The sequence below is a fragment of the Luteirhabdus pelagi genome (assembly GCF_016827595.1).
GTDB classification, from domain to species: Bacteria; Bacteroidota; Bacteroidia; order Flavobacteriales; family Flavobacteriaceae; genus Luteirhabdus; species Luteirhabdus pelagi.
Genome location: NZ_JAECMS010000001.1, coordinates 559,235 through 579,974, shown reverse-complemented (window position 1 = coordinate 579,974; position 20,740 = coordinate 559,235). Strand labels below are relative to the sequence as shown.

Below are 20,740 nucleotides of genomic sequence, written 5' to 3'. Positions count from 1 at the left end.
CGATGCTACTCGTAATTGAACGCAATAATGAATGATATGTAAGTATTCTACTACATTGGTTCTGTCCCTACGTGTAAGTACGTATTTCAGAACCTTTTTATTCTCTGCATCTTTAAGTTATAGCGGAGGTTATCCTTTGCTATCTAACAAAAAACTTCAAGAAAAAATTGCGTTTAAGGCTGCTTTTCAAACAAGGGGCACCTCTAAATTATTGCCTGGTTTTAAAACTGGGTATGCTAATCGAATTATTAATTAATACTCATTTAAAGTATGAAAAAGAAAATGCTAAGTGTGGCAGCTTTCATGTTCGCAACATGTCTGTTTGCCCAAAACAATTCCAGTGCTGTAAACCAGCAGGGAAGCGACAATGCTTCCACGATGAATCAGTCGGGAATGACAAACAATTCTGATGTCGACCAAGATGGCGACGAAAACAATTCAACCGTAGATCAGAGCGGTACCAGCAATCAATCAGTTGTGCTTCAAAACAATGATGGCCATTCTTCCGATGTAGACCAAACGGGTACCACAAATATGAGTGACGTGAACCAAAATGGTTTCGATCATATTTCAACTGTAACGCAAGATGGTACATCGAATGACGCCGATGTAAACCAATCTGACTTTCGTCAGGATTCTGATGTAACCCAAACGGGAGATGAAAACATTTCAGTAGGAAACCAAAGCGGTTTCGATCACACTACGATAGTTGTTCAAGATGGAAATATGAATGATTCACAAGTCGATCAAACCGGAATTAACAATACTTCCGATATTTCCCAAACAGGCGACTCGAATATCGTAACGAGTTTGCAGGGGGGGCAGAACAATGTTTCAACGGCTGTTCAGAATGGAACTTCTAACGATGCTGACATCGAACAAGGCGGTATTGGAAACATGGCGAATGTCGACCAAAATGGCGATTCTAATATTTCAACAAGTTTTCAAGATGGCATTGGAAACGATTCTGATGTAGACCAAGTTGGAACTTCAAATAACTCGAATGTAGAACAAGGTTCAAGCGCAAACGAATCGATGGTGGTTCAAAATGGAACATCCAACGATTCTGATGTATTTCAGGATGGAACTCAAAATGTTTCTTCTGTAAACCAAGAGGGCGACCTAAATACTTCTTCCGTTACGCAAACGGGTGTTCAGGACGATTCTTCTGTAAACCAGGAAGGCGATTCCAATACATCGACAGTAATGCAGGACGGAGTCATTCAAACATCAACAGTAGATCAGTTGGGGAATGAAAATACCGCAACGGTGACGCAAGCAGGAGCAGCCAACGTTATGAATGATTCTGATGTGAATCAATTCGGAGATGAAAACGACGCTTCCGTTTCACAACAAGGAAACTTCAATAGCGCAGTTGTAAATCAAGGTGATGATCGCACTTCTTCTGCTCGCTCGGATGGAAACAGCGCGACTACTTCACAGACAGGGGGCTTCAATGAAGCAACTACCACGACTATCGGTGACGATAATACAGTGACGCAAACACAAGTTGGAGACCGTAATGAAGCAAATGCAAATCAAGGTCGTGTTTTGGAATTGTTTCCAGGGTTCTTCCAAACAACTAATAGTACCGATAATGAAATAGATCAGTACCAAGAAGGAGATGACAACCTTGCCAATGCTACCCAAGGTGGCGGTGGCTTCTTAGGACTTGGTGATGGAAATTATATCGATCAGGACCAAATTGGAGATGATAACGTGGCAAATGCTGAACAACAGACATCTGCCGCTCGTAATACCATCACTCAATTGCAAACTGGTGACGATAACGATGCATTGGCGGTACAAGGATCTGGTGGAGGTCTTGGAACGACCGATAATACCATTACCCAAACTCAAACAGGGGATGACAATATGGCCACGGCGCGTCAGCTCATCACGACGACTAATTCTGAAGCGACACAAACGCAGACAGGAAATGAGAATGTTGCTACATCTAGACAGCAAGGCGATAACAATCAAGCTACCCAAACCCAGATGGGCGATAATAACTTTGCCGATAGTAATCAGGATGGGACGTTTGCAGGAACTAGCTTCGATAACGTAGTGTTCCAAACACAAACTGGAAACGGGAATAATGCTGTAGTTGACCAACAAGGTGCTATGAACGTTTCTGAAGAATTACAGGAAGGCGACGATAACGAGTCGATGGTAACCCAAACTGGCGACAGCAATAGTTCTGATGTATGGCAACGAAACAACGACCATAGTTCTGTTGTATATCAAGAAGGAAATGGAAATGATTCTCGTGTAAACCAAGCTGCGGGAACCAACGATGCTAGCGATGTGAACCAAGTTGGCGATGATAACGAAAGTTTTGTATTCCAGCGTGGATCTGATCATAATGCGGATGTTGATCAAACTGGTGACAGAAATAACAGTCAGTTGCGTCAACGACAAGGCGATGATAACATGGGAACAATTTCCCAAACAGGTGATGATAACATCAGTAACCATAACCAGAATGGAAGCATGAACGATGTAACCATTACCCAAAATGGAAATGATAACCGAAGTGTTGGAATCCAGACAGGTGACTTAAATGAAGAGGAAACCATCCAAAATGGTGATGATAATACAGCTGAAGTTTACCAGACTGGAAACGCAAACCTTTCATCTGTACGCCAAAACGGAAATAACAACGATTCTGATGTAGATCAGGACGGTGATGATAACCGCGGAATTCTTCGTATCGGAGGAAGTGATAATACTACTTCGCTTATTCAGCTTGGAGATCGCAACAATTCAGTTACAGAAATTTCAGGAAGTGGTGGAAGCGACTTTAATATGGTCGATATCGAGCAAGTTGGTGATGACAATGGAATGCTAATCGACGTAAATGGCGATAGCAACGATGTTGATGTTCGTCAATTTGGTGATCGTAATAACGCCAACGATGATTTCCTTCCAGGAGAAGGAATCAACATTATAGGAAATGATAATACTGCTGAAATTGTTCAGGTAGGTGACGATAACAACAGTTATATCCGTACTACTGGAGACGACAACAGTGCTAAAACAGCTCAGGTTGGAAATATGAATACGTCTGATATTGTTCAGGAAGGCGATAATAACAATGCATATGCGCGTTCTGAAGGAAACAATAATGAGAGTTCTATTGAACAATATGGTAACGGTAATACGGGTGCGTTGATCGATGGTGGTCAAGTAGGAAACCTGAATGAGAGCACGATGCTTCAAACTGGTGACCATAACGTATCTCGTGTATCACAATTTGGAGATGAGAACATTTCCGAAGTAACCCAAACAGGAGAATGGAATACAAGTGATGTTCTTCAAGATGGCGAAAACCACATGAGTACGGTTACTCAAAATGGAACTAATAATCTGAGTACTGTTCATCAAGAAAACTAGTATTTGAGAATAATAGGACTGTAGCAATATACTTTGTTGCATTCCCTATTTGGTTTGAATGTTAGAAGGCGCATCAAAATAGATGCGCCTTTTTCTTTGGTTGACAACGTTTTCAAGAAATCCAGAAATTGATCTAAATGGAAAAACTGAAATCTTTGTTTTTGAAACTTGAAATGGTAGGTGAAGAATGCGAAAGGGGTGGATAGGTAATTATAAGAATACATGGTAAGAACATTAGAAATTATGGTGTATTTTACGAAAAGGTATTCTTTCTAACATTCAATATTACAGTTTGTTAGGGGGTGGTTGCTCGGTTTTTATAACAGGGTTTTTCCTATTTAAAGCCTGAACGAAGTACCCTACAAAATTATCTTAAAATTTTAACAAATAATTAACATTTACTTATATTACTATGTGTGATGTATTTGACCGATATTTTCGGTATAACGTCTTATTCTTACAATTAAATATGTAGGATAATACCTACATTCAGTTATTAACCGCTAGGCCTTACGTAGTTACACGTATATGTAATCTGAAATTTCTTCGCATATTTGAAATGTGTTTGAAAGCACAACTCTCCTCAACATCCCCGAATCAAAATATTTTATACCAAATAATTCGTTATTTGAAACATTTGAACCAAAGCATTCTAAGAATAGGTATGTACTGTATGGAATGAAAAACAAAAACAGTGCTTCTTAACTTGGAAATTTTAACCAATATAAATCAATTAGTAACTAAATTTTTTAACTATTATGAAAAAAGTAATGTTAAGCGCAGCGGCGCTAATGTGTAGTGCAGCGTTGTTCGCGCAAATGAACAACAGTGATGTCGATCAGTTCGGATCGGGTAATAACTCGGCAGTAAACCAAACTGGTATGACAAACGATTCTTACGTTTTACAGGATGGTGATACCAACACTTCCACGGTAGATCAAAATGGAGACGATAACGCATCTACGTTGTGGCAAGGTACTACAGGAAACGATAACGTTAGTGATATCGACCAGGACGGTAACGATAACGGTAATTTCTCTTGGCAAGATGGTAATTCAAACGCATCTGTTGTAGACCAAGATGGTAATGGTAACGATGCTTACCTAGACCAGTATGGAGATAGCAACACAAGTGATGTTGCCCAAACCGGTAACGATAACAATTCTGACACTTTCCAAGGGTATCAAGGTAATAACCATACAAGTCTTGTAGACCAAGATGGTAACGACCACAACTCTTACGTTGAGCAAAACGGCGATTCTAACTACTCTGACGTTGATCAAGATGGAGGAGATGGTAACGACTCTAATGTTTTCCAAAACGGAAATGATAACTTCAATGATGTATGGCAAACTGGTAACACTAACGTAAGTGATGTGGACCAAAACGGAGATGACAACATTTCTTGGACAGACCAGTGGGGTGACAACAATGACGCTTCTACGAACCAAGATGGAAATGATAACACTTCATTTACGTACCAAGGATGGGTTGGAAACGGAAACATTTCTACCGTAGATCAGATTGGTGACGATAACTATTCTATCGTTGAGCAATATGGTAACACAAACATCAGCAATGTTGACCAAACTGGAAATAACAACGATTCTGGAGTTCTTCAATCTGGAGATTCTAACAACTCGAACGTGATCCAAACTGGCGATGACAACATGTCTATGGTGGACCAAATTGGAACTCTTAACGGTTCGAGTGTTGCTCAAATTGGAAACAATAACGATAGTGATGTAGACCAAATCGGAACGAACAACACTAGCGTTGTACAGCAACAAGGAAATGACAACGTAAGTACTGTATTGCAAGACGGAGCTAACAATGGTAGTCTTGTGTTACAGTTAGGTAACACTAATACCTCTGATGTAGAACAAGACGGTGATGGTAACATTAGCGGTGTATCACAAGTAGGTTTCGACCACGTATCTTCTGTGTATCAACTAGGAAATGGCAACGGAAGTGGTGTTAGCCAAAACGGAAACGGACACATCAGTGATGTAGACCAGATTGGTAACGGTAACATTTCTTCTGTTATTCAAAATAACTAATCCTGTATTCCTTTTGTGAGGGATTTACCTTCAGGAATATTTGATTTAAATGGGGTATAAGGGCATCTAAAAAGTGCCCTTATGCTTCATTATAAAACTAAGAATACCATGTTGAAAACGGCAAAATACCCAGCGTAATCGCGTTTCTTCTAAAGAATAATTTGTATCTTTCAACAACAAATAAGCGACCTATGAAATTTTCAAATTTAAAATACTTCGCAATTGTTATTTGCCTATTCATCACCTCAGTAGGGATGGCTCAAAATGACAATTCTGCTACCGAAACGATAGAACTCTCAAGTTTCGATTCGAACCAGTCGCGCCTTAATTTTTTAGCTTCTCAAGAAAACTCCCAGCGAGTAAACCAAAACAATGCTGTTCAAAATGAGAATAATGTATTTATTCGCCAGGTAGGTGATTATAATACAGCCATTTCAAGAACACAATCGCAACAAAGTGATGTTGATATCATTCAATTGGGCGATCGTAATTATTCGTACCTGAATGTCAATGCGACAACCATAGAAGATCGAGTAATACAAAATGGTGATGATAATATTTTTCTGGATTTCGGAACATTCCGCTCTCAATATCATGGTACGGAGGTAATTCAGGATGGAGATAACCAGACGTTCACAAGGTTCGGAAGCAATTCTATTTCAGAAAAAATGAAAGTGAATATGCAGGGTGATGACTCCTCGATTATTATCCGGAATTTTAATTAAGAATACCAATTCCCCAAATTTTTCATGTTATGGTTCTAAAGTTTACAAACGTTTTTATGACGTTCTGTATCTTCCTTTGTGCATTTTCAATCAATGCGCAAGAACCCACCAATGATGCTATAGAGGCTAGCATAGAGGTTTCCGATAATCAGGAATTTAAAACTTTTTCTGCGACCGTTTTAAATAAACTGGAAATTCCTCAAAATCTTCGCTATGTCTTTTCAACCATAAAGAAAGACACTTTAAATAATGCTGCAAAAAACGATCAGTCGGCTCGGTTTACATTAAAACCGTTTCAACAGGGGACTTTAGCCACAACTACAGTGAGCTCAGATATAGAGCAGAATGTGATTCTACTACTGCTTATATACAATTTAGATGATGAAGTTGTTGCAAGCGATAGAGTAGAGCTGAACCCAGATGAATCTTCGAAGTCGGATATTGCCGTGAAGATGCGTTTATTGGAAAAGTTAAAGCAGGAATCGCAGTCGAATACTGCCAAAGCCAATGAGAGTGACGGAGGAATGTCTTTCAGAGGATTGGTGACGGAAGACACAAAAACAAAGGCAGGACGTGATTTTTATGTAGCGTTCTCCTCGGCCTATAGACTTGAAAAAATTCAGGGCGATGAGGTAGTTTCCATTATAGAAGAAGCAGCACTTGGACGTAGTACAAAAATTAAAGTACTGGTTGGAAATACATTGGTTTGGCAATTTTTTGCCCGGACAAAATTGGATTATTTAAAACAAATGTCGGATATTGCAATTAGACGAGTTCGAGGATATTTTATAAATAAGGAAAGAAGCCAACAAAATCTTATCCGGTATTAAAAAAGGAAGATGATGAAAAATGTTTACCTGACCCTTTTATTGCTAGGTTTCTGCGTTTCAGGAATGGCACAACAATTGGTCTACGAGCCGAAGAACCCTAATTTCGGTGGCGATACTTTTAATTATCAATGGTTATTGAGTTCGGCAAATGCTCAGAATTCTTTTACGGATCCAAATGCTCAGGATAACGAGCAATCGGAGATAGATCAATTTGCCGAAAGCTTAAATAGACAATTGTTAAGTCAAATTTCACGCTCGCTCCTAACCTCTCAGCTAGGGGAGGAAGGGCTGCAGGAAGGAACCTTTAATTTTGGAACCTTATCGCTAGAGGTTTTTGAATCGGACGAAGGACTGGTAATAAATATTTTAGATACAACTACGGGAGAGCAAACTCAAATTATCGTCCCAAATTGATAGTACTTATGACGAAACTTTTGAAAAAGGTCGCAATATTGACCCTGCCTTTTTTTCTGTTTAGTTGCGGGGCTTATTGGAATCAACCGGTTTCGCAAGGTGACGCGAGGATTGGTGAGATAACGCAAGCGACTAAGACATTATACGATTTGCCGGAACCCAATGAGCCAATTGTTGCAGGGGTTTACAATTTTAGAGATCAAACCGGACAATATAAGCCTTCCGAGGGAGCAAGTACATTTAGTACGGCTGTGACACAGGGCGCCACGACTATACTGATAAAGGCATTGGAGGACTCAAAATGGTTTAAAGCTGTTGAACGGGAAAATCTTCAAAATCTTACCAACGAGCGGAACATTATTCGTTCAACCCGCGATGAATACAGAAAAGCTACAAACGCTAATATTCCTAAAATCAAGCCACTCCTTTTTGCAGGAATTTTATTGGAAGGGGGTATTATTTCTTACGACACTAACTTGCTTACCGGTGGAGCAGGTGCTCGCTACTTTGGCGTTGGTGGTTCGGTTCAGTATAGACAAGATCGAATTACCGTGTATCTTCGGGCCGTTTCCACTTCTACCGGGGAAATCATAAAAACAGTATATGTTTCCAAGACAATCCTTTCACAAGCGTTAGATGCTGGTATTTTTCGCTATGTAAACTTTCAGCGCTTGTTAGAGGCTGAAACGGGGTTCACTAAAAATGAACCTACACAGTTGGCCGTTAAAGCCGCCATTGAAAAAGCGGTGGAAAGCCTCATTATAGAAGGTATAAAGGATAAGCTTTGGTCAACCAAGGAAGGAGCTGAAAAGAATAAGGAGTTGGTCGAAAACTATTTGGCTGAAAAGGAAATGGAAGAGGCTACTGGTCTGTATGGACGAGAATTTCAGGAAAATGACCATAAAAGCACTTTGCGTCTTGCGATAGGAGCCACAACCATCGATGGTGATTTTGCCGATGAACAACCAGATTTCAAATCTGAACTAGGGTATAAGTACCATCTTAATCCTTCATTCGCAATACGTGGAGATGTACAGTTTTATCGACTTTTCTCGAATTCTAATAGACGTTATTTTTGGCTTTCTGAAAATCTGAATCTTGAATTTAAAGTGCTTCCGCATGATAAATTAAGCCCTATTTTATATGCTGGACCTGGTTTTATGACCTTTGTGGATAATTCACCAAGTAAATTTTTACAGAAATTAGATTCCTTTTTTAAAGTGAAAGCGGGAGTAGGGATGGTATATAAATTCTCTGAGAGAATCTCGATGGAAGTAAATGGTGAATTGAACCGGGTGTTTTCCGACAAAATTGATAATGAAGTACAAGGGCAGAGAGACGATTTCTATTATAACGTAGGATTTGGAGTTAACTATCATTTTGGCTTCGGACGAAACAAACGAAAAGACAAATTTATTAACTGATCGGGCTATGAAACGAGTATTAACATATATGTATCTAACTTGTCTTACGTTAGCCGTTATATCTTGTAGCGAAGATAAAATTGAAAGCGTAGGATCAGGAACACTAACAGGTATAGTCTACAATGCTGTAACCAACGAACCACTAGCTGATGTCCAAATATCGACCCAGCCATTATCGAGTAACGTACTAACTGCAGCCGATGGAACTTTCGAAATCGAAGATATAAATGAAGGCGAATACGCCGTGCAGGCATCACTTGCAGAGTATACCACCACTTTCGAGTCTGCCGTTATAGAAAATAACGAAACGACTAATGTTATTTTTGAACTGGACAAGTCCATTGCGAACAATGAAGCACCTACCATTCAGTTAGTGAGTCCGGCAGATAATGCTACCGATGTTCCTTTGACCACGGATTTTGTGTGGACAGCTACCGATGAGGATGACGACCCGCTTACGTACACATTGGAGTTGCGAAATGCCGCAACGAATGAAACCACTTTATTCGAGCAAATTCAGGATACAACGGTTACCGTGGAAAATCTTCAGCAGTCTACTACCTACTTCTGGCAAGTAACCGTCGATGATAATATCAATCCATCGGTGCTTAGCAATATTTCCAGCTTTACAACTGTTCCAATTAATTCAAATCGCTTCTTTTATGTACGAAATGAAGAAGGTAATAACGTCATTTATTCAGGGGATGAACCAGATGGGGATGAAACAAATCAAAATGAATTACGTTTAACGGCATCGTCGGAAAATAGCTTCCGTCCAAGAGCAAACAGTACAGCTGGTAAAATAGCATTTATTCGATCTGTTGGAGCCGCCTATCAACTGTTTACCATGAACTATGATGGGACAGCAGTCGACCAGATTACAAATACGATTCCTATTGCTGGATTTCGACAGGATGAACTGGATTTCACTTGGTACGATGATGGGGCGCGAATTTACTACCCTAATTTCAACAAATTATACAGTGTGAATCGCGATGGTACAGGTACGGAATTGATATATGAAGCGCCTTCGGGAACATTTATAACGGAGGTTGATGCAAATGAAACCAATTCACTTATAGCTGTCAAGACAAATAATGCAAATGGTTATGAAGCGAGAATTTTCATTTTGGATCCAGATACAGGGATAGAAGTCGATGTAATTGTTGAAAACGTGAATGGTGCGCTCGGTGGTTTAGACTATTCTATCGATGGTAGCCAATTATTATACACGCAGGATGTTTCAGGATTTGAAAACGGCACGTACCGTCAATTAGATACGAAATTGTTTATCTATGATTTCGATAGCGATACAAGTACTGAGATCGATACGGACAAGCCTGCTGGTACCAACGATTTAGATCCGAGATTTGCGCCTGATGAAGGTTCCGTGATTTATGTGAATACTTCCAACGACAATGTTTCTCAGCGAAATATCTATAGAACTGTTCTAGATGACGATGCCGACAATAGGCAATTGCTATTTACAAATGCTTTTATGCCTGATTGGGAATAGAAGTATAATAGATTAAAAAACAGAAAACGTCCTAAGTGCTAGGACGTTTTTTTATTCCTATTTTTGCACTATTGAAATCCACGCTATGAGTGAAGAAATTTCCAAACGATATGCCCAAAGAGGCGTTTCCGCCTCTAAGGAAGATGTTCATAATGCTATTAAAAATGTAGATAAGGGGTTATTCCCTCATGCATTCTGCAAAATTGTTCCCGATTATCTTACCAAAGATGAGGACTATTGCATCATCATGCATGCTGATGGCGCAGGTACGAAGTCTTCACTAGCCTATATGTATTGGAAGGAAACTGGCGATCTTTCTGTCTGGAAAGGTATTGCTCAAGATGCATTAATCATGAATATCGATGATTTGTTGTGTGTGGGAGCAGTAGATGATATCTTGGTTTCTTCAACCATTGGAAGAAATAAAAATGTAATTCCAGGTGAAGTGATTTCAGCCTTGATTAATGGTACGGAGGAACTCATCGCTGAATTGAACGAATTTGGTCTGTCTATTCATAGTACAGGAGGCGAAACGGCCGATGTGGGCGATTTAGTGAGAAGTATTATCGTAGATTCTACCGTAACGGCTCGAATGAAACGTTCTAAAGTTATAGACAATGCCAATATTAAGGCAGGTGATGTCATCGTAGGGTTGGCATCGTATGGCCAAGCAACCTATGAAAAAGAATACAATGGTGGAATGGGAAGCAATGGCTTAACGTCGGCACGGCACGATGTTTTTGAGAAAGACTTGGCTAAAAAATTCCCTGAAAGTTTCGATCCGTCGGTTCCAGAAAACTTATTGTATACAGGGTCGAAATCGTTGACCGATACAACAGATACGCCATTGGACGCTGGAAAACTGGTATTGTCTCCTACCAGAACGTATGCTCCCGTTATCAAAAAGATTCTTTCACACTATAGCAACAATGAAATCCATGGAATGGTACATTGTAGTGGTGGAGCACAAACCAAGATTCTTCACTTTATTGATCAATTTCATATTGTGAAGGATAATATGTTCGATACCCCGCCGCTTTTCAAAATGATACAAAAAGAAAGTGGTACAGGATGGAAAGAAATGTATCAGGTATTCAATATGGGCCATCGAATGGAACTATATGTGCCTGAGGAAATTTCAGAAGAAATTATTAAAATTTCACAAAGCTTTGGTGTGGATGCGCAGATTGTAGGAAAAGTATTACCTTTAAACGAAAAGAAGCTGACCATTAACTCAAAACATGGTCAATTTACGTATTTTTGATTTTTAGGTAGCAGACCTTTCCCCTTTTAAAATTAAATTACTATGCTTCTCAATTTGAAGGGCAGAAAATATCTGCTGCTGTGGTTATGTGCTGCGCTAATCATTCTTAATATTCTCGTTATCCAATTTACGTCGATGGATACAAGTCGAGTAATTCGGCTATTGTCGACATTTATCTTCTTTGCTTATTTCATGAACCACCAAGGTTTTTGGAAGACATCACTATTTCTTGCTTTCGTATTTTTCCTGTTCCGAGATGTTTTTATCATTCAATATGAGGCCAGCCTAAATAAGACCGCCTCCTTTATTTTTACAATTCTTTCCTATGGCGTGTTGTGCTTGGCTATTGCGCCTTCTCTTAAATTGAAAAAGTCTACGCCTGCCTTAATCGGAATAGGGTTGGTTTTAGTTCTCTTAAATATTTTTAATGTTTATTATCTCTCGGATATTGTGATGGCACAATTAAATAACGAGCTTCAATATAACCTCTTCTTTATTCAGGGTGGAATGCTGTTGGTTTTAGGAATCATTGGGTTTCTTTTTAACGATTTATATGAAGGGAATACGTCCTTGTATTACCTGCTAATGGCTTTTAGTTTTGTGCTTTCCGATTGCTTTGGATTAGCAGCTTATTACTATGGAGCTGAAGCTGCGTTCTTTCCAGAACGAATTTTCTATTTATTGGCCTTAGTCCTTATGGTCCGCTTCGGTTTAAATACGGTAGAAGATAAGGCCTTGGGTAAAGCGATGAAAGAAAAAGAGTATCTCTTATAATTCCTCCTAGATACCAACAATTCTAGTCGCTCGTTTTGCTATTTTATTCTAAATTTGTACGATTAATATACCTATGTTAGAAAAACTTCAAATAGTAAAACAACGGTTCGATGAGGTAAGCGACCTTATTATTCAACCAGAAATTATCAGCGACCAAAAACGCTACATTCAACTAAATAAGGAATACAAAGACCTTCGCGTTATGATGGATAAACGGGAAGAGTACCTTACCATTCAAAATCGCATCGATGAGGCCGAGGAAATCATCAAGGAAAGTGGCGACGATGAGATGATTGAGATGGCTAAAATGCAGATGGAAGAAGCCAAGGAGAAACTTCCTAAACTCGAAGAGGAGATCAAATTCCTTCTTATTCCCAAAGACCCTGAAGATGCCAAAAATGCAGTGATGGAGATCCGTGCCGGTACAGGTGGCGATGAGGCAAGTATTTTTGCGGGAGACCTATACCGAATGTATAGCAAATATTGCGAAAGCAAAGGTTGGAAGGTAAATACCGTAGATTATAGTGAAGGTACTAGCGGTGGATTTAAAGAGATACAGTTTGAGGTAGAAGGCGATGATGTTTATGGTATTCTAAAGTTTGAAGCTGGGGTACACCGTGTGCAACGAGTGCCGCAAACAGAAACCCAGGGAAGAGTACATACCAGTGCCGCTACTGTCATGGTATTTCCCGAAGCAGAGGAATTCGATATCGAGATTGATCCCAAGGATGTGCGTATCGACTATTTCTGTTCTTCAGGACCAGGTGGGCAGTCTGTAAACACTACCTATTCTGCGGTGCGACTAACCCACGAGCCTACCGGATTGGTAGCTCAGTGTCAAGACCAGAAGTCGCAGCATAAGAATAAAGAAAAAGCATTTAAAGTACTACGTTCCCGTTTATACGATCTAGAATTGGCTAAAAAGCAGGCCGAGGATGCAGAAAAGAGAGGTAGTATGGTTACAAGTGGCGACCGAAGCGCGAAGATTAGAACGTATAACTATCCACAGGGGAGGGTAACCGATCATCGAATTAACCTAACGCTTTACGATCTAAGTAATATTATTGATGGTGATATCCAGAAAATAATTGACGAATTGCAGCTAGTAAGCAATACTGAAAAGTTGAAAGAAGCAGGTGAAACTTTCTAATATGAATCGAAATTCCCTGATTTCAGAAATTAAACGTAAAGAATCCTTTTTATGCATAGGATTGGATGTCGACCTAGCAAAAATTCCTTCTCATCTGCTAGAGGAAGAAGATCCTATCTTTAGTTTTAATAAAGCAATCATCGATGCCACACATGAATTTACAGTTGCTTACAAACCGAATATAGCTTTCTATGAAGCATATGGGGTAAAAGGTTGGCAGGCGTTACAAAAGACAATTCACTATCTCAGTAAACACCATCCGGAAATCTTTACAATAGCGGATGCGAAACGCGGCGATATTGGAAATACGGCTTCCCGTTACGCAACAGCCTTTTTTGATGACTTAGGATTCGATTCTATTACAGTAGCACCGTATATGGGGCGAGATTCAGTGGAGCCTTTCCTTGCATTCAAGGATAAGTTTACAATTTTACTAGCGCTAACATCGAATGCCGGATCATCCGATTTTCAAACTGGTGATGCTCCAGAATTGTACGAAAGAGTGCTAGAAGTTTCACAATCCTATGCCAATTCAGAGCAATTGATGTATGTGGTTGGCGCTACCAAACCTTCCTATTTCAAAAAGATTAGAAATATTGTGCCCGACAGCTTTTTATTAGTACCAGGAGTGGGGGCTCAAGGAGGAAGTTTAGAGGACGTTTGTAAATATGGTCTAAACAAAGAAATTGGCTTGCTCATAAATTCTTCACGCGGTATAATTTATGCTGCGAATGATAAGGATTTTGCCACTGCTTCAAGAATAGAAGCTCAAAAGCTACAACAGCAAATGAAGCCTTTTCTAAATGCTTTATAAGGACCAACTAGGAAGGCCGATAACTATTTCCAAACCGCCACTACGAATCGTTTCTTTGGTGCCATCTATTACCGAGCTTGTGGTAGATTTAGGCCTTGAAGACCAGTTGGTGGGAGTGACCAAATTTTGCGTACACCCACATAATCTTCGGAGGTTAAAGACTGTCGTTGGTGGAACCAAGATTATTTCGGTTGAAAAAATCAAAGCCTTATCACCAGATATAATCATTGCCAATAAGGAAGAAAACACAGAGGAAATAGTTGAATCCTGCGATGCAATAGCTCCCGTATATGTAAGCGATATTGCTTCAATAGCCGACTGTTTAGAAATGATAGATGTATTTGGCACTTTATTTTCTAGGCAAAGTGAAGCTTCAAGCATTCGCGAAACTATTCAATCAGTGGTAGCAAATTTTACTTTAAAGATGAAAAATTTTTCAACCCTAAAAGTAGCATACCTTATCTGGAAAAAGCCATATATGGCTGCAGGAAAAGACACTTTTATAGATTATTTACTTCAGCTAAACAAATTTGATAACATCATTCTTGCACATCGATATCCTGAAATTTCCACACATTGTTTACGGCAGGCAGATATTGTATTACTTTCTACAGAGCCCTATCCTTTCAAAGTGCAGGATAAAATAGATCTAGAGTCTAAAATTGATAGAAAAGTAGCTTTGGTGGACGGAGAGTATTTTAGTTGGTATGGTAGTCGGTTACGTAAAGCTTTCGACTACTTTTGGACGTTACAAAAGAAATTACGCACTTGATTTCTCAAGTTCGGAAAAGGCTTTTATATCTTCAAAGACTTTTTTCGCTTCTTCATGTATTCGATCACTTTCTTTTTTGTCCGTTATCGCTAAATTGAACGATCTACGCATCAGTTGCGAATATTTAGCCTTTAATTTTTCGAATTTTGTTTTCTTGTGAAATAATTCAAACATAATCCTTTAGCATTAGTCCATTTACAAAAGTAATGGACATATGCTTAGTATTGTCCTAACATTTGGTTAATACAATCATAATCTATTGATAGTAAAGGGTGTTAATCCCTAAAAACCTATAAAAATTTTAGTCTTGTAGCGCAAAGACTTGTTTAAGAAGGGGTGTGGTGCGTGCGGAAATATTATCACGGATACGTTTTTCTTCAACAGCGATCATTGTATAAACACCTTTAAGTGCTTGGTTAGTGACATAGTCTGTTAAATCTGGATTTACTTGATTTACAAATGGAATAGCGTTATACCTACTAATAATCTCTGTCCAGATTTGATCGGCGCCAACTTTTGAAAATGAATTTTGGATAACGGGATTAAATTTTGCGTAGAGAGCATTGTCAGTTTTGTTTTCCAAGTAGCTAGTGGCTGCGTTGTTTGGCCCTAATAAAATATTCTTAGCATCATTGAAGGTAATATCCTTTACAGCTGCAACAAATATGGGTGTTGCTTCCTTTACGGCATCTTCTGCTGCTCGGTTCATTAATTTTAGGCCCTCATCAGCTAAACTCGCCAGTCCGATATCACGTAAAGCTCGATCTACTTTTTGAAGTTCTTCAGGTAGAAGAATTTTAACTAATTGGTTTTTATAGAAGCCATCTGTCTTCGTGAGCTTAGACACTTGTTTGTCGATTCCGAAATCAAGGGCTTGCCGTAAACCATTTGCAATCATCGTAGGGTCCGTTCCGATTCCGCCAGTATTCGGGAGGTTGTTCACTACTTGCTGAAGTTCGGTGCACGAGAAAAGTGAAATAGACAGAAAAAGGATAGTAATTCGTTTCATCGTGGAAAAGTTTATGTTTTAAAAATAAGAAAAGCCCTTCTAAATGAAGGGCCTTTCCAATAAAATAAAAAGTATCTCTTATTTAAGAACTTTGATAGTTTTAGAAGCATTTCCAATAGTAACCTTCACCATATAGGCACCAGAAGAAAGTCCGCTCATATCGATTTTTGGAGAGATACGGTCTGGGCTAGCTTGTAAAACAGCTTTTCCAAGTACATCATAAACAACAACATTATCAACAACCTCAGAAGACTCAATTGTCAAGAAGTCTTTTACTGGGTTAGGATATACGCTGAATACATTAGAAGCGAAGCTGTCAGCTCCAAGTTCTCCTTCTGCCAACTGAACATCATCTACATAATAGGTAGTAACGCCTTCAGCAGCGAAAAAGTCGATACCAGCGAATCCATCGGATGCGTTGCTATATCCAACTTCAGGAACTTCGTTGCCATCTACAGTTAACTGATAAGTTTCAGCATCCGTATCCACAACAATCTTAACAGTAAACCACGCGTCATGAGGGAAGCTAAAAGTACCTCCTCCATTAGAGTCTGTTCCACCGCCAGGATTTCCATTTGCTTCATTTAGGTAAATGTCGCCTGAAAGAAATTGAAGGTTATCATTCGCACTCGGTGTAACGTTACCTTGAACGTTAAAATAAGCAGAGTTACCAGTTGGCACGTACATCCACCATAAAGAAGTCCAAACACCTGAACCATTAGGAGCAGCACCTTGGAAATCTAAGATAGCATCCTGTCCACCTGAACTTGGCCCTATGAAAATAGATTGAGATCCAGATAATGCTTGGTCTGTAGATACGATTGCATTTTGAGCACCATCATTATCCCCAGTCCAAGTTGTCCAACGTGGTGTAAACAACGGTCCAGTAGAATATGCCTCGATATCATCTGTGAATTGTGCTTCGGCAGAAAATGCCAAACCTAGCGCAAATACTGCTAGTAAGTAAAATTTTCTCATAATAAGTAGTTTTTTATTGATTATATGACTATGCAATATACAAAAATATGGATAATAAGCATAACTATGAAATCTTTTTTTAAAATTGATATTTCTTAGGTTTAATCGGACTTCATCTCTTTTTCCGTAAATTTGCATCCCTAGAATATATTTTGAAATGAAGCAAGAAACACCCTATAAGCCTACGAATAAAGTGCGAATCGTAACTGCTGCATCACTATTCGATGGCCACGATGCCGCCATCAATATTATGCGCCGAATTATTCAAGCAACTGGAGTTGAGGTAATACATCTCGGTCACGATCGAAGCGTGGAAGAGGTTGTAAATACAGCCATTCAAGAAGATGCTAATGCCATCGCAATGACAAGCTATCAAGGCGGTCATAATGAATATTTTAAATATATGTATGATTTGCTTAAGGAAAAGGGTGCTAGTCATATCAAGATTTTTGGTGGCGGAGGAGGCGTCATTCTTCCGGAAGAGATTGAGGAATTACACAAGTATGGAATAACACGAATCTATTCTCCCGATGACGGACGCGAAATGGGGCTTCAGGGAATGATCAACGATTTGGTGAAAACGGCCGACTTTCCTATAGGTGAAGGTGTAAACGGTGAAGTATCTCAACTTAAGGAAAAACGGCCTAATGCCATCGCCCGAATGATCTCGGCTGCAGAAAATTTCCCTGAAACGATAAAAGATGCGCTTGATAAAATACATAATGAAAACAAAAAGAAAAGTATTCCCGTACTTGGTATCACGGGTACAGGAGGTGCTGGTAAATCATCATTAGTTGATGAGCTCGTAAGACGATTTTTAATCGACTTTCCTGAAAAAACCATCGGACTGATCTCCGTAGACCCTTCAAAAAGAAAAACAGGTGGTGCATTGCTAGGCGATCGTATTCGTATGAACGCTATTAATTCTCCAAGAGTTTATATGCGAAGCCTCGCTACGCGACAAAGTAACCTCGCGCTTTCGAAACACGTTCAAGAAGCCGTTGAAGTGCTGAAGGCGGCCGATTATGACCTAATTATTCTCGAAACGTCAGGTATCGGACAAAGCGATACCGAAATTCTGGACCATAGCGACGTTTCCTTGTATGTTATGACGCCTGAATTTGGTGCCGCAACACAATTGGAAAAAATCGATATGCTCGATTTTGCAGATCTTGTTGCCATCAATAAATTCGATAAGCGCGGTGCAAAGGATGCGCTTCGTGATGTAAAAAAACAATATAAACGTAATCATCAACTTTGGGAGACTTCAGACGATGACCTCCCTATCTTCGGAACCATCGCTTCACAATTTAACGATCCTGGAATGAACCAACTGTATAAGTCGGTGATGGATCTTATTGCTGAAAAGACAAAGACAGATTTAAATAGTACCTACACCATTTCAGACGAAATGTCTGAAAAGGTATTTGTAATTCCTCCTGCAAGAACACGTTACCTTTCAGAAATTTCAGAAAATAACCGTCACTACGATAAAAAAGCTGCTGAACAAGCCGAAACGGCCCAAAAGCTGTACGGTATCTTCAAAACCATGGAAACGGTTTCGAATACTAAAATAGCACTAACCCAAAATGGTATCGATGAAGAGAGTCTCGAAGCGGCCAGTTCTGAAAAGAACGAAGAATTACTTTCCTTATTAAAAAAGGAATTCGACCGTGTAAAAATGGACCTCGACCCCTACAACTGGGAGGTTATTATCGGTTGGGACGAAAAAGTGCAACGCTATAACGATTCCGTATATACCTTCAAAGTACGCGATAAGGAAATCAAGATAGATACCCATACAGAATCGCTTTCCCATAGTCAGATTCCAAAGGTTTCCCTTCCTAAATATCAAGGCTGGGGCGATATTCTGAAATGGACCCTACAGGAAAATGTTCCCGGTGAGTTTCCATATACCGCAGGCTTGTATCCCTTCAAACGTCAAGGTGAAGATCCAACTCGTATGTTTGCGGGTGAAGGCGGACCGGAACGAACCAACCGACGGTTTCACTATGTTAGTTTAGACATGCCGGCTAAGCGACTTTCAACAGCTTTTGACAGTGTAACGCTTTATGGTAACGATCCGGATCATCGTCCCGATATCTATGGAAAAATTGGAAATGCTGGCGTAAGCATTTGCTGTTTGGATGATGCTAAAAAACTGTATTCTGGATTTGATCTTAGCGATCCGCTTACATCCGTTAGTATGACAATTAACGGACCGGCGCCGATGCTATTAGGCTTTTTTATGAATGCTGCTATCGACCAAAACTGTGAAAAGTATATCAAGGAAAACGGTTTGGAGGATGAAGTGGAAGACAAAATCAAGGAAATCTATGCTGAAAACGATCTGGAACGACCACAATACCTTGGGGAATTGCCCGAAGGAAACAATGGTCTCGGGTTGATGCTACTCGGCGTTACCGGCGATCAGGTGCTTCCTTCCGAAGTGTATGCGAAAATTAAAGCCGAAACCTTGAAACAGGTTCGGGGTACGGTACAGGCCGATATCCTGAAGGAAGATCAAGCACAGAATACCTGTATTTTCTCAACAGAGTTCGCCTTGCGATTGATGGGTGATGTGCAGGAATATTTTATTGAACAGAAAGTACGGAATTTCTATTCCGTATCCATTAGTGGCTATCATATTGCGGAAGCGGGCGCCAACCCGATTACGCAATTAGCCTTCACCTTGGCCAATGGCTTTACCTATGTAGAGTATTACTTGAGCAGAGGAATGGATATCAATAAATTCGGACCAAACCTTTCGTTCTTTTTTAGTAATGGAGTTGATCCCGAATATTCGGTTATCGGACGCGTAGCACGAAAAATTTGGTCGAAAGCCATGCGCGATAAATATGGTGCGAACTCTAGGGCTCAGATGTTAAAATATCATATTCAAACCTCTGGTCGTTCGCTTCACGCACAGGAAATCGATTTCAACGACATCCGAACTACGCTTCAGGCCTTGTATGCGATTTACGATAACTGCAATTCGCTTCACACCAATGCGTATGATGAGGCGATTACAACACCGACAGAGGAAAGTGTACGCCGAGCGATGGCCATTCAGTTGATTATCAACAAAGAACTCGGACTGGCGAAGAATGAAAATCCAATTCAGGGTAGTTTTATTATTGAAGAACTGACCGATTTGGTTGAAGAAGCCGTATTGAAGGAATTCGATAGGCTTACCGAAAGAGGTGGTGTGTTAGGTGCGATGGAAACCATGTACCAACGCAGTAAGATTCAGGAGGAAAGTCTTCACTATGAAACCTTAAAGCATACAGGTGAATATCCGATTATTGGAGTGAATACTTTCTTAAGCAGCAAAGGCTCGCCAACGATTCAGCCAAAAGAGGTTATTCGAGCAACAGAGGAAGAAAAGAAATCGCAGATTGAAACCCTTCAGAAGTTGCATAAAGCCTATAAGAGTAGGGCGAAAGAAGCCCTGGAAAGTGTACAAGACGCCGCGATTCAGAATGAAAACATGTTTGAAAAGCTGATGGAGGCTACTAAAGTTTGCTCCTTAGGCCAGATTACCGAAGCTTTATTTGAAGTAGGAGGGCAGTACCGTCGGAATATGTAATGGAAGGTATTTTTCAATATCTTTA

At 39.8% G+C, this 20,740-nt stretch carries 16 protein-coding genes; 13 read left to right on the top strand and 3 right to left on the bottom strand.

Annotation, left to right across the window (positions count from 1 at the left end; genetic code table 11):
- The first annotated feature begins 270 nt into the window (after positions 1-270).
- The 12 genes from I4Q58_RS02650 (at position 271) to I4Q58_RS02595 (ending at position 15,139) form a co-directional block, all read left to right on the top strand.
- Entirely contained in the window at positions 271-3,396 is a 3,126-nt protein-coding gene (locus tag I4Q58_RS02650; RefSeq protein ID WP_203293428.1) for a hypothetical protein, read from the top strand.
- Positions 3,397-4,154: 758 nt separating this feature from the next.
- Positions 4,155-5,456: a hypothetical protein gene (locus I4Q58_RS02645; protein ID WP_203293426.1), complete on the top strand. Its 1,302-nt coding sequence runs from the start codon at positions 4,155-4,157 to the stop codon at positions 5,454-5,456.
- 191 nt (positions 5,457-5,647) lie between these two features.
- Positions 5,648-6,181 (top strand): hypothetical protein, encoded by a 534-nt coding sequence (locus I4Q58_RS02640; protein ID WP_203293424.1) that lies wholly within the window; start codon positions 5,648-5,650, stop codon positions 6,179-6,181.
- A 29-nt stretch (positions 6,182-6,210) separates the two neighbouring features.
- On the top strand, positions 6,211-7,011 hold the full coding sequence (locus I4Q58_RS02635; RefSeq protein ID WP_203293422.1) for a CsgE family curli-type amyloid fiber assembly protein: 801 nt from the start codon (positions 6,211-6,213) through the stop codon (positions 7,009-7,011).
- Positions 7,012-7,020: 9 nt separating this feature from the next.
- Complete coding sequence (locus I4Q58_RS02630) at positions 7,021-7,425, top strand: curli production assembly/transport component CsgF (RefSeq protein ID WP_394369318.1); 405 nt, start codon at positions 7,021-7,023, stop codon at positions 7,423-7,425.
- Positions 7,426-7,433: 8 nt separating this feature from the next.
- Positions 7,434-8,849, top strand: a complete 1,416-nt coding sequence (locus I4Q58_RS02625; RefSeq protein WP_203293420.1) for a CsgG/HfaB family protein — start codon at positions 7,434-7,436, stop codon at positions 8,847-8,849.
- Positions 8,850-8,856: 7 nt separating this feature from the next.
- A complete protein-coding gene (locus I4Q58_RS02620) occupies positions 8,857-10,365 on the top strand; it encodes a carboxypeptidase-like regulatory domain-containing protein (protein WP_203293418.1) in 1,509 nt (502 codons plus the stop codon).
- Between the two features lie 85 nt (positions 10,366-10,450).
- Entirely contained in the window at positions 10,451-11,629 is a 1,179-nt protein-coding gene (locus tag I4Q58_RS02615; protein WP_203293416.1) for an AIR synthase related protein, read from the top strand.
- A gap of 135 nt (positions 11,630-11,764) precedes the next feature.
- Positions 11,765-12,403 carry a hypothetical protein gene (locus I4Q58_RS02610; protein WP_203293414.1) on the top strand — a complete coding sequence of 213 codons (639 nt, stop codon included), beginning with the start codon at positions 11,765-11,767 and terminating at the stop codon, positions 12,401-12,403.
- Between the two features lie 73 nt (positions 12,404-12,476).
- Complete coding sequence (gene prfA / locus I4Q58_RS02605) at positions 12,477-13,553, top strand: peptide chain release factor 1 (RefSeq protein WP_203293412.1); 1,077 nt, start codon at positions 12,477-12,479, stop codon at positions 13,551-13,553.
- A 1-nt stretch (position 13,554) separates the two neighbouring features.
- On the top strand, positions 13,555-14,367 hold the full coding sequence (gene pyrF / locus I4Q58_RS02600; RefSeq protein ID WP_203293410.1) for an orotidine-5'-phosphate decarboxylase: 813 nt from the start codon (positions 13,555-13,557) through the stop codon (positions 14,365-14,367).
- Positions 14,357-15,139, top strand: coding sequence for an ABC transporter substrate-binding protein (locus I4Q58_RS02595; RefSeq protein ID WP_203293408.1), 783 nt, complete (start codon positions 14,357-14,359; stop codon positions 15,137-15,139). The genes pyrF and I4Q58_RS02595 overlap by 11 nt, the downstream gene beginning before the upstream one ends.
- Here I4Q58_RS02595 and I4Q58_RS15755 read toward each other — a convergent pair.
- From I4Q58_RS15755 to I4Q58_RS02580, 3 genes are all read right to left on the bottom strand, one after another.
- Entirely contained in the window at positions 15,128-15,313 is a 186-nt protein-coding gene (locus tag I4Q58_RS15755; RefSeq protein WP_203293406.1) for a Lacal_2735 family protein, read from the bottom strand. The two genes, I4Q58_RS02595 and I4Q58_RS15755, sit on opposite strands and share 12 nt — an antisense overlap.
- 127 nt (positions 15,314-15,440) lie before the next feature.
- Positions 15,441-16,148, bottom strand: coding sequence for a DUF4197 domain-containing protein (locus I4Q58_RS02585; RefSeq protein WP_203293404.1), 708 nt, complete (start codon positions 16,146-16,148; stop codon positions 15,441-15,443).
- 78 nt (positions 16,149-16,226) lie between these two features.
- The gene (locus tag I4Q58_RS02580; RefSeq protein WP_203293402.1) at positions 16,227-17,126 is read right to left on the bottom strand and encodes a T9SS type A sorting domain-containing protein; all 900 of its coding nucleotides are present in this window, start codon (positions 17,124-17,126) and stop codon (positions 16,227-16,229) included.
- Positions 17,127-17,283: 157 nt separating this feature from the next.
- Here I4Q58_RS02580 and I4Q58_RS02575 point away from each other — a divergent pair, with 157 nt between their 5' ends.
- Entirely contained in the window at positions 17,284-20,715 is a 3,432-nt protein-coding gene (locus I4Q58_RS02575) for a methylmalonyl-CoA mutase family protein (protein WP_203293400.1), read from the top strand.
- Positions 20,716-20,740 lie beyond the last annotated feature (25 nt).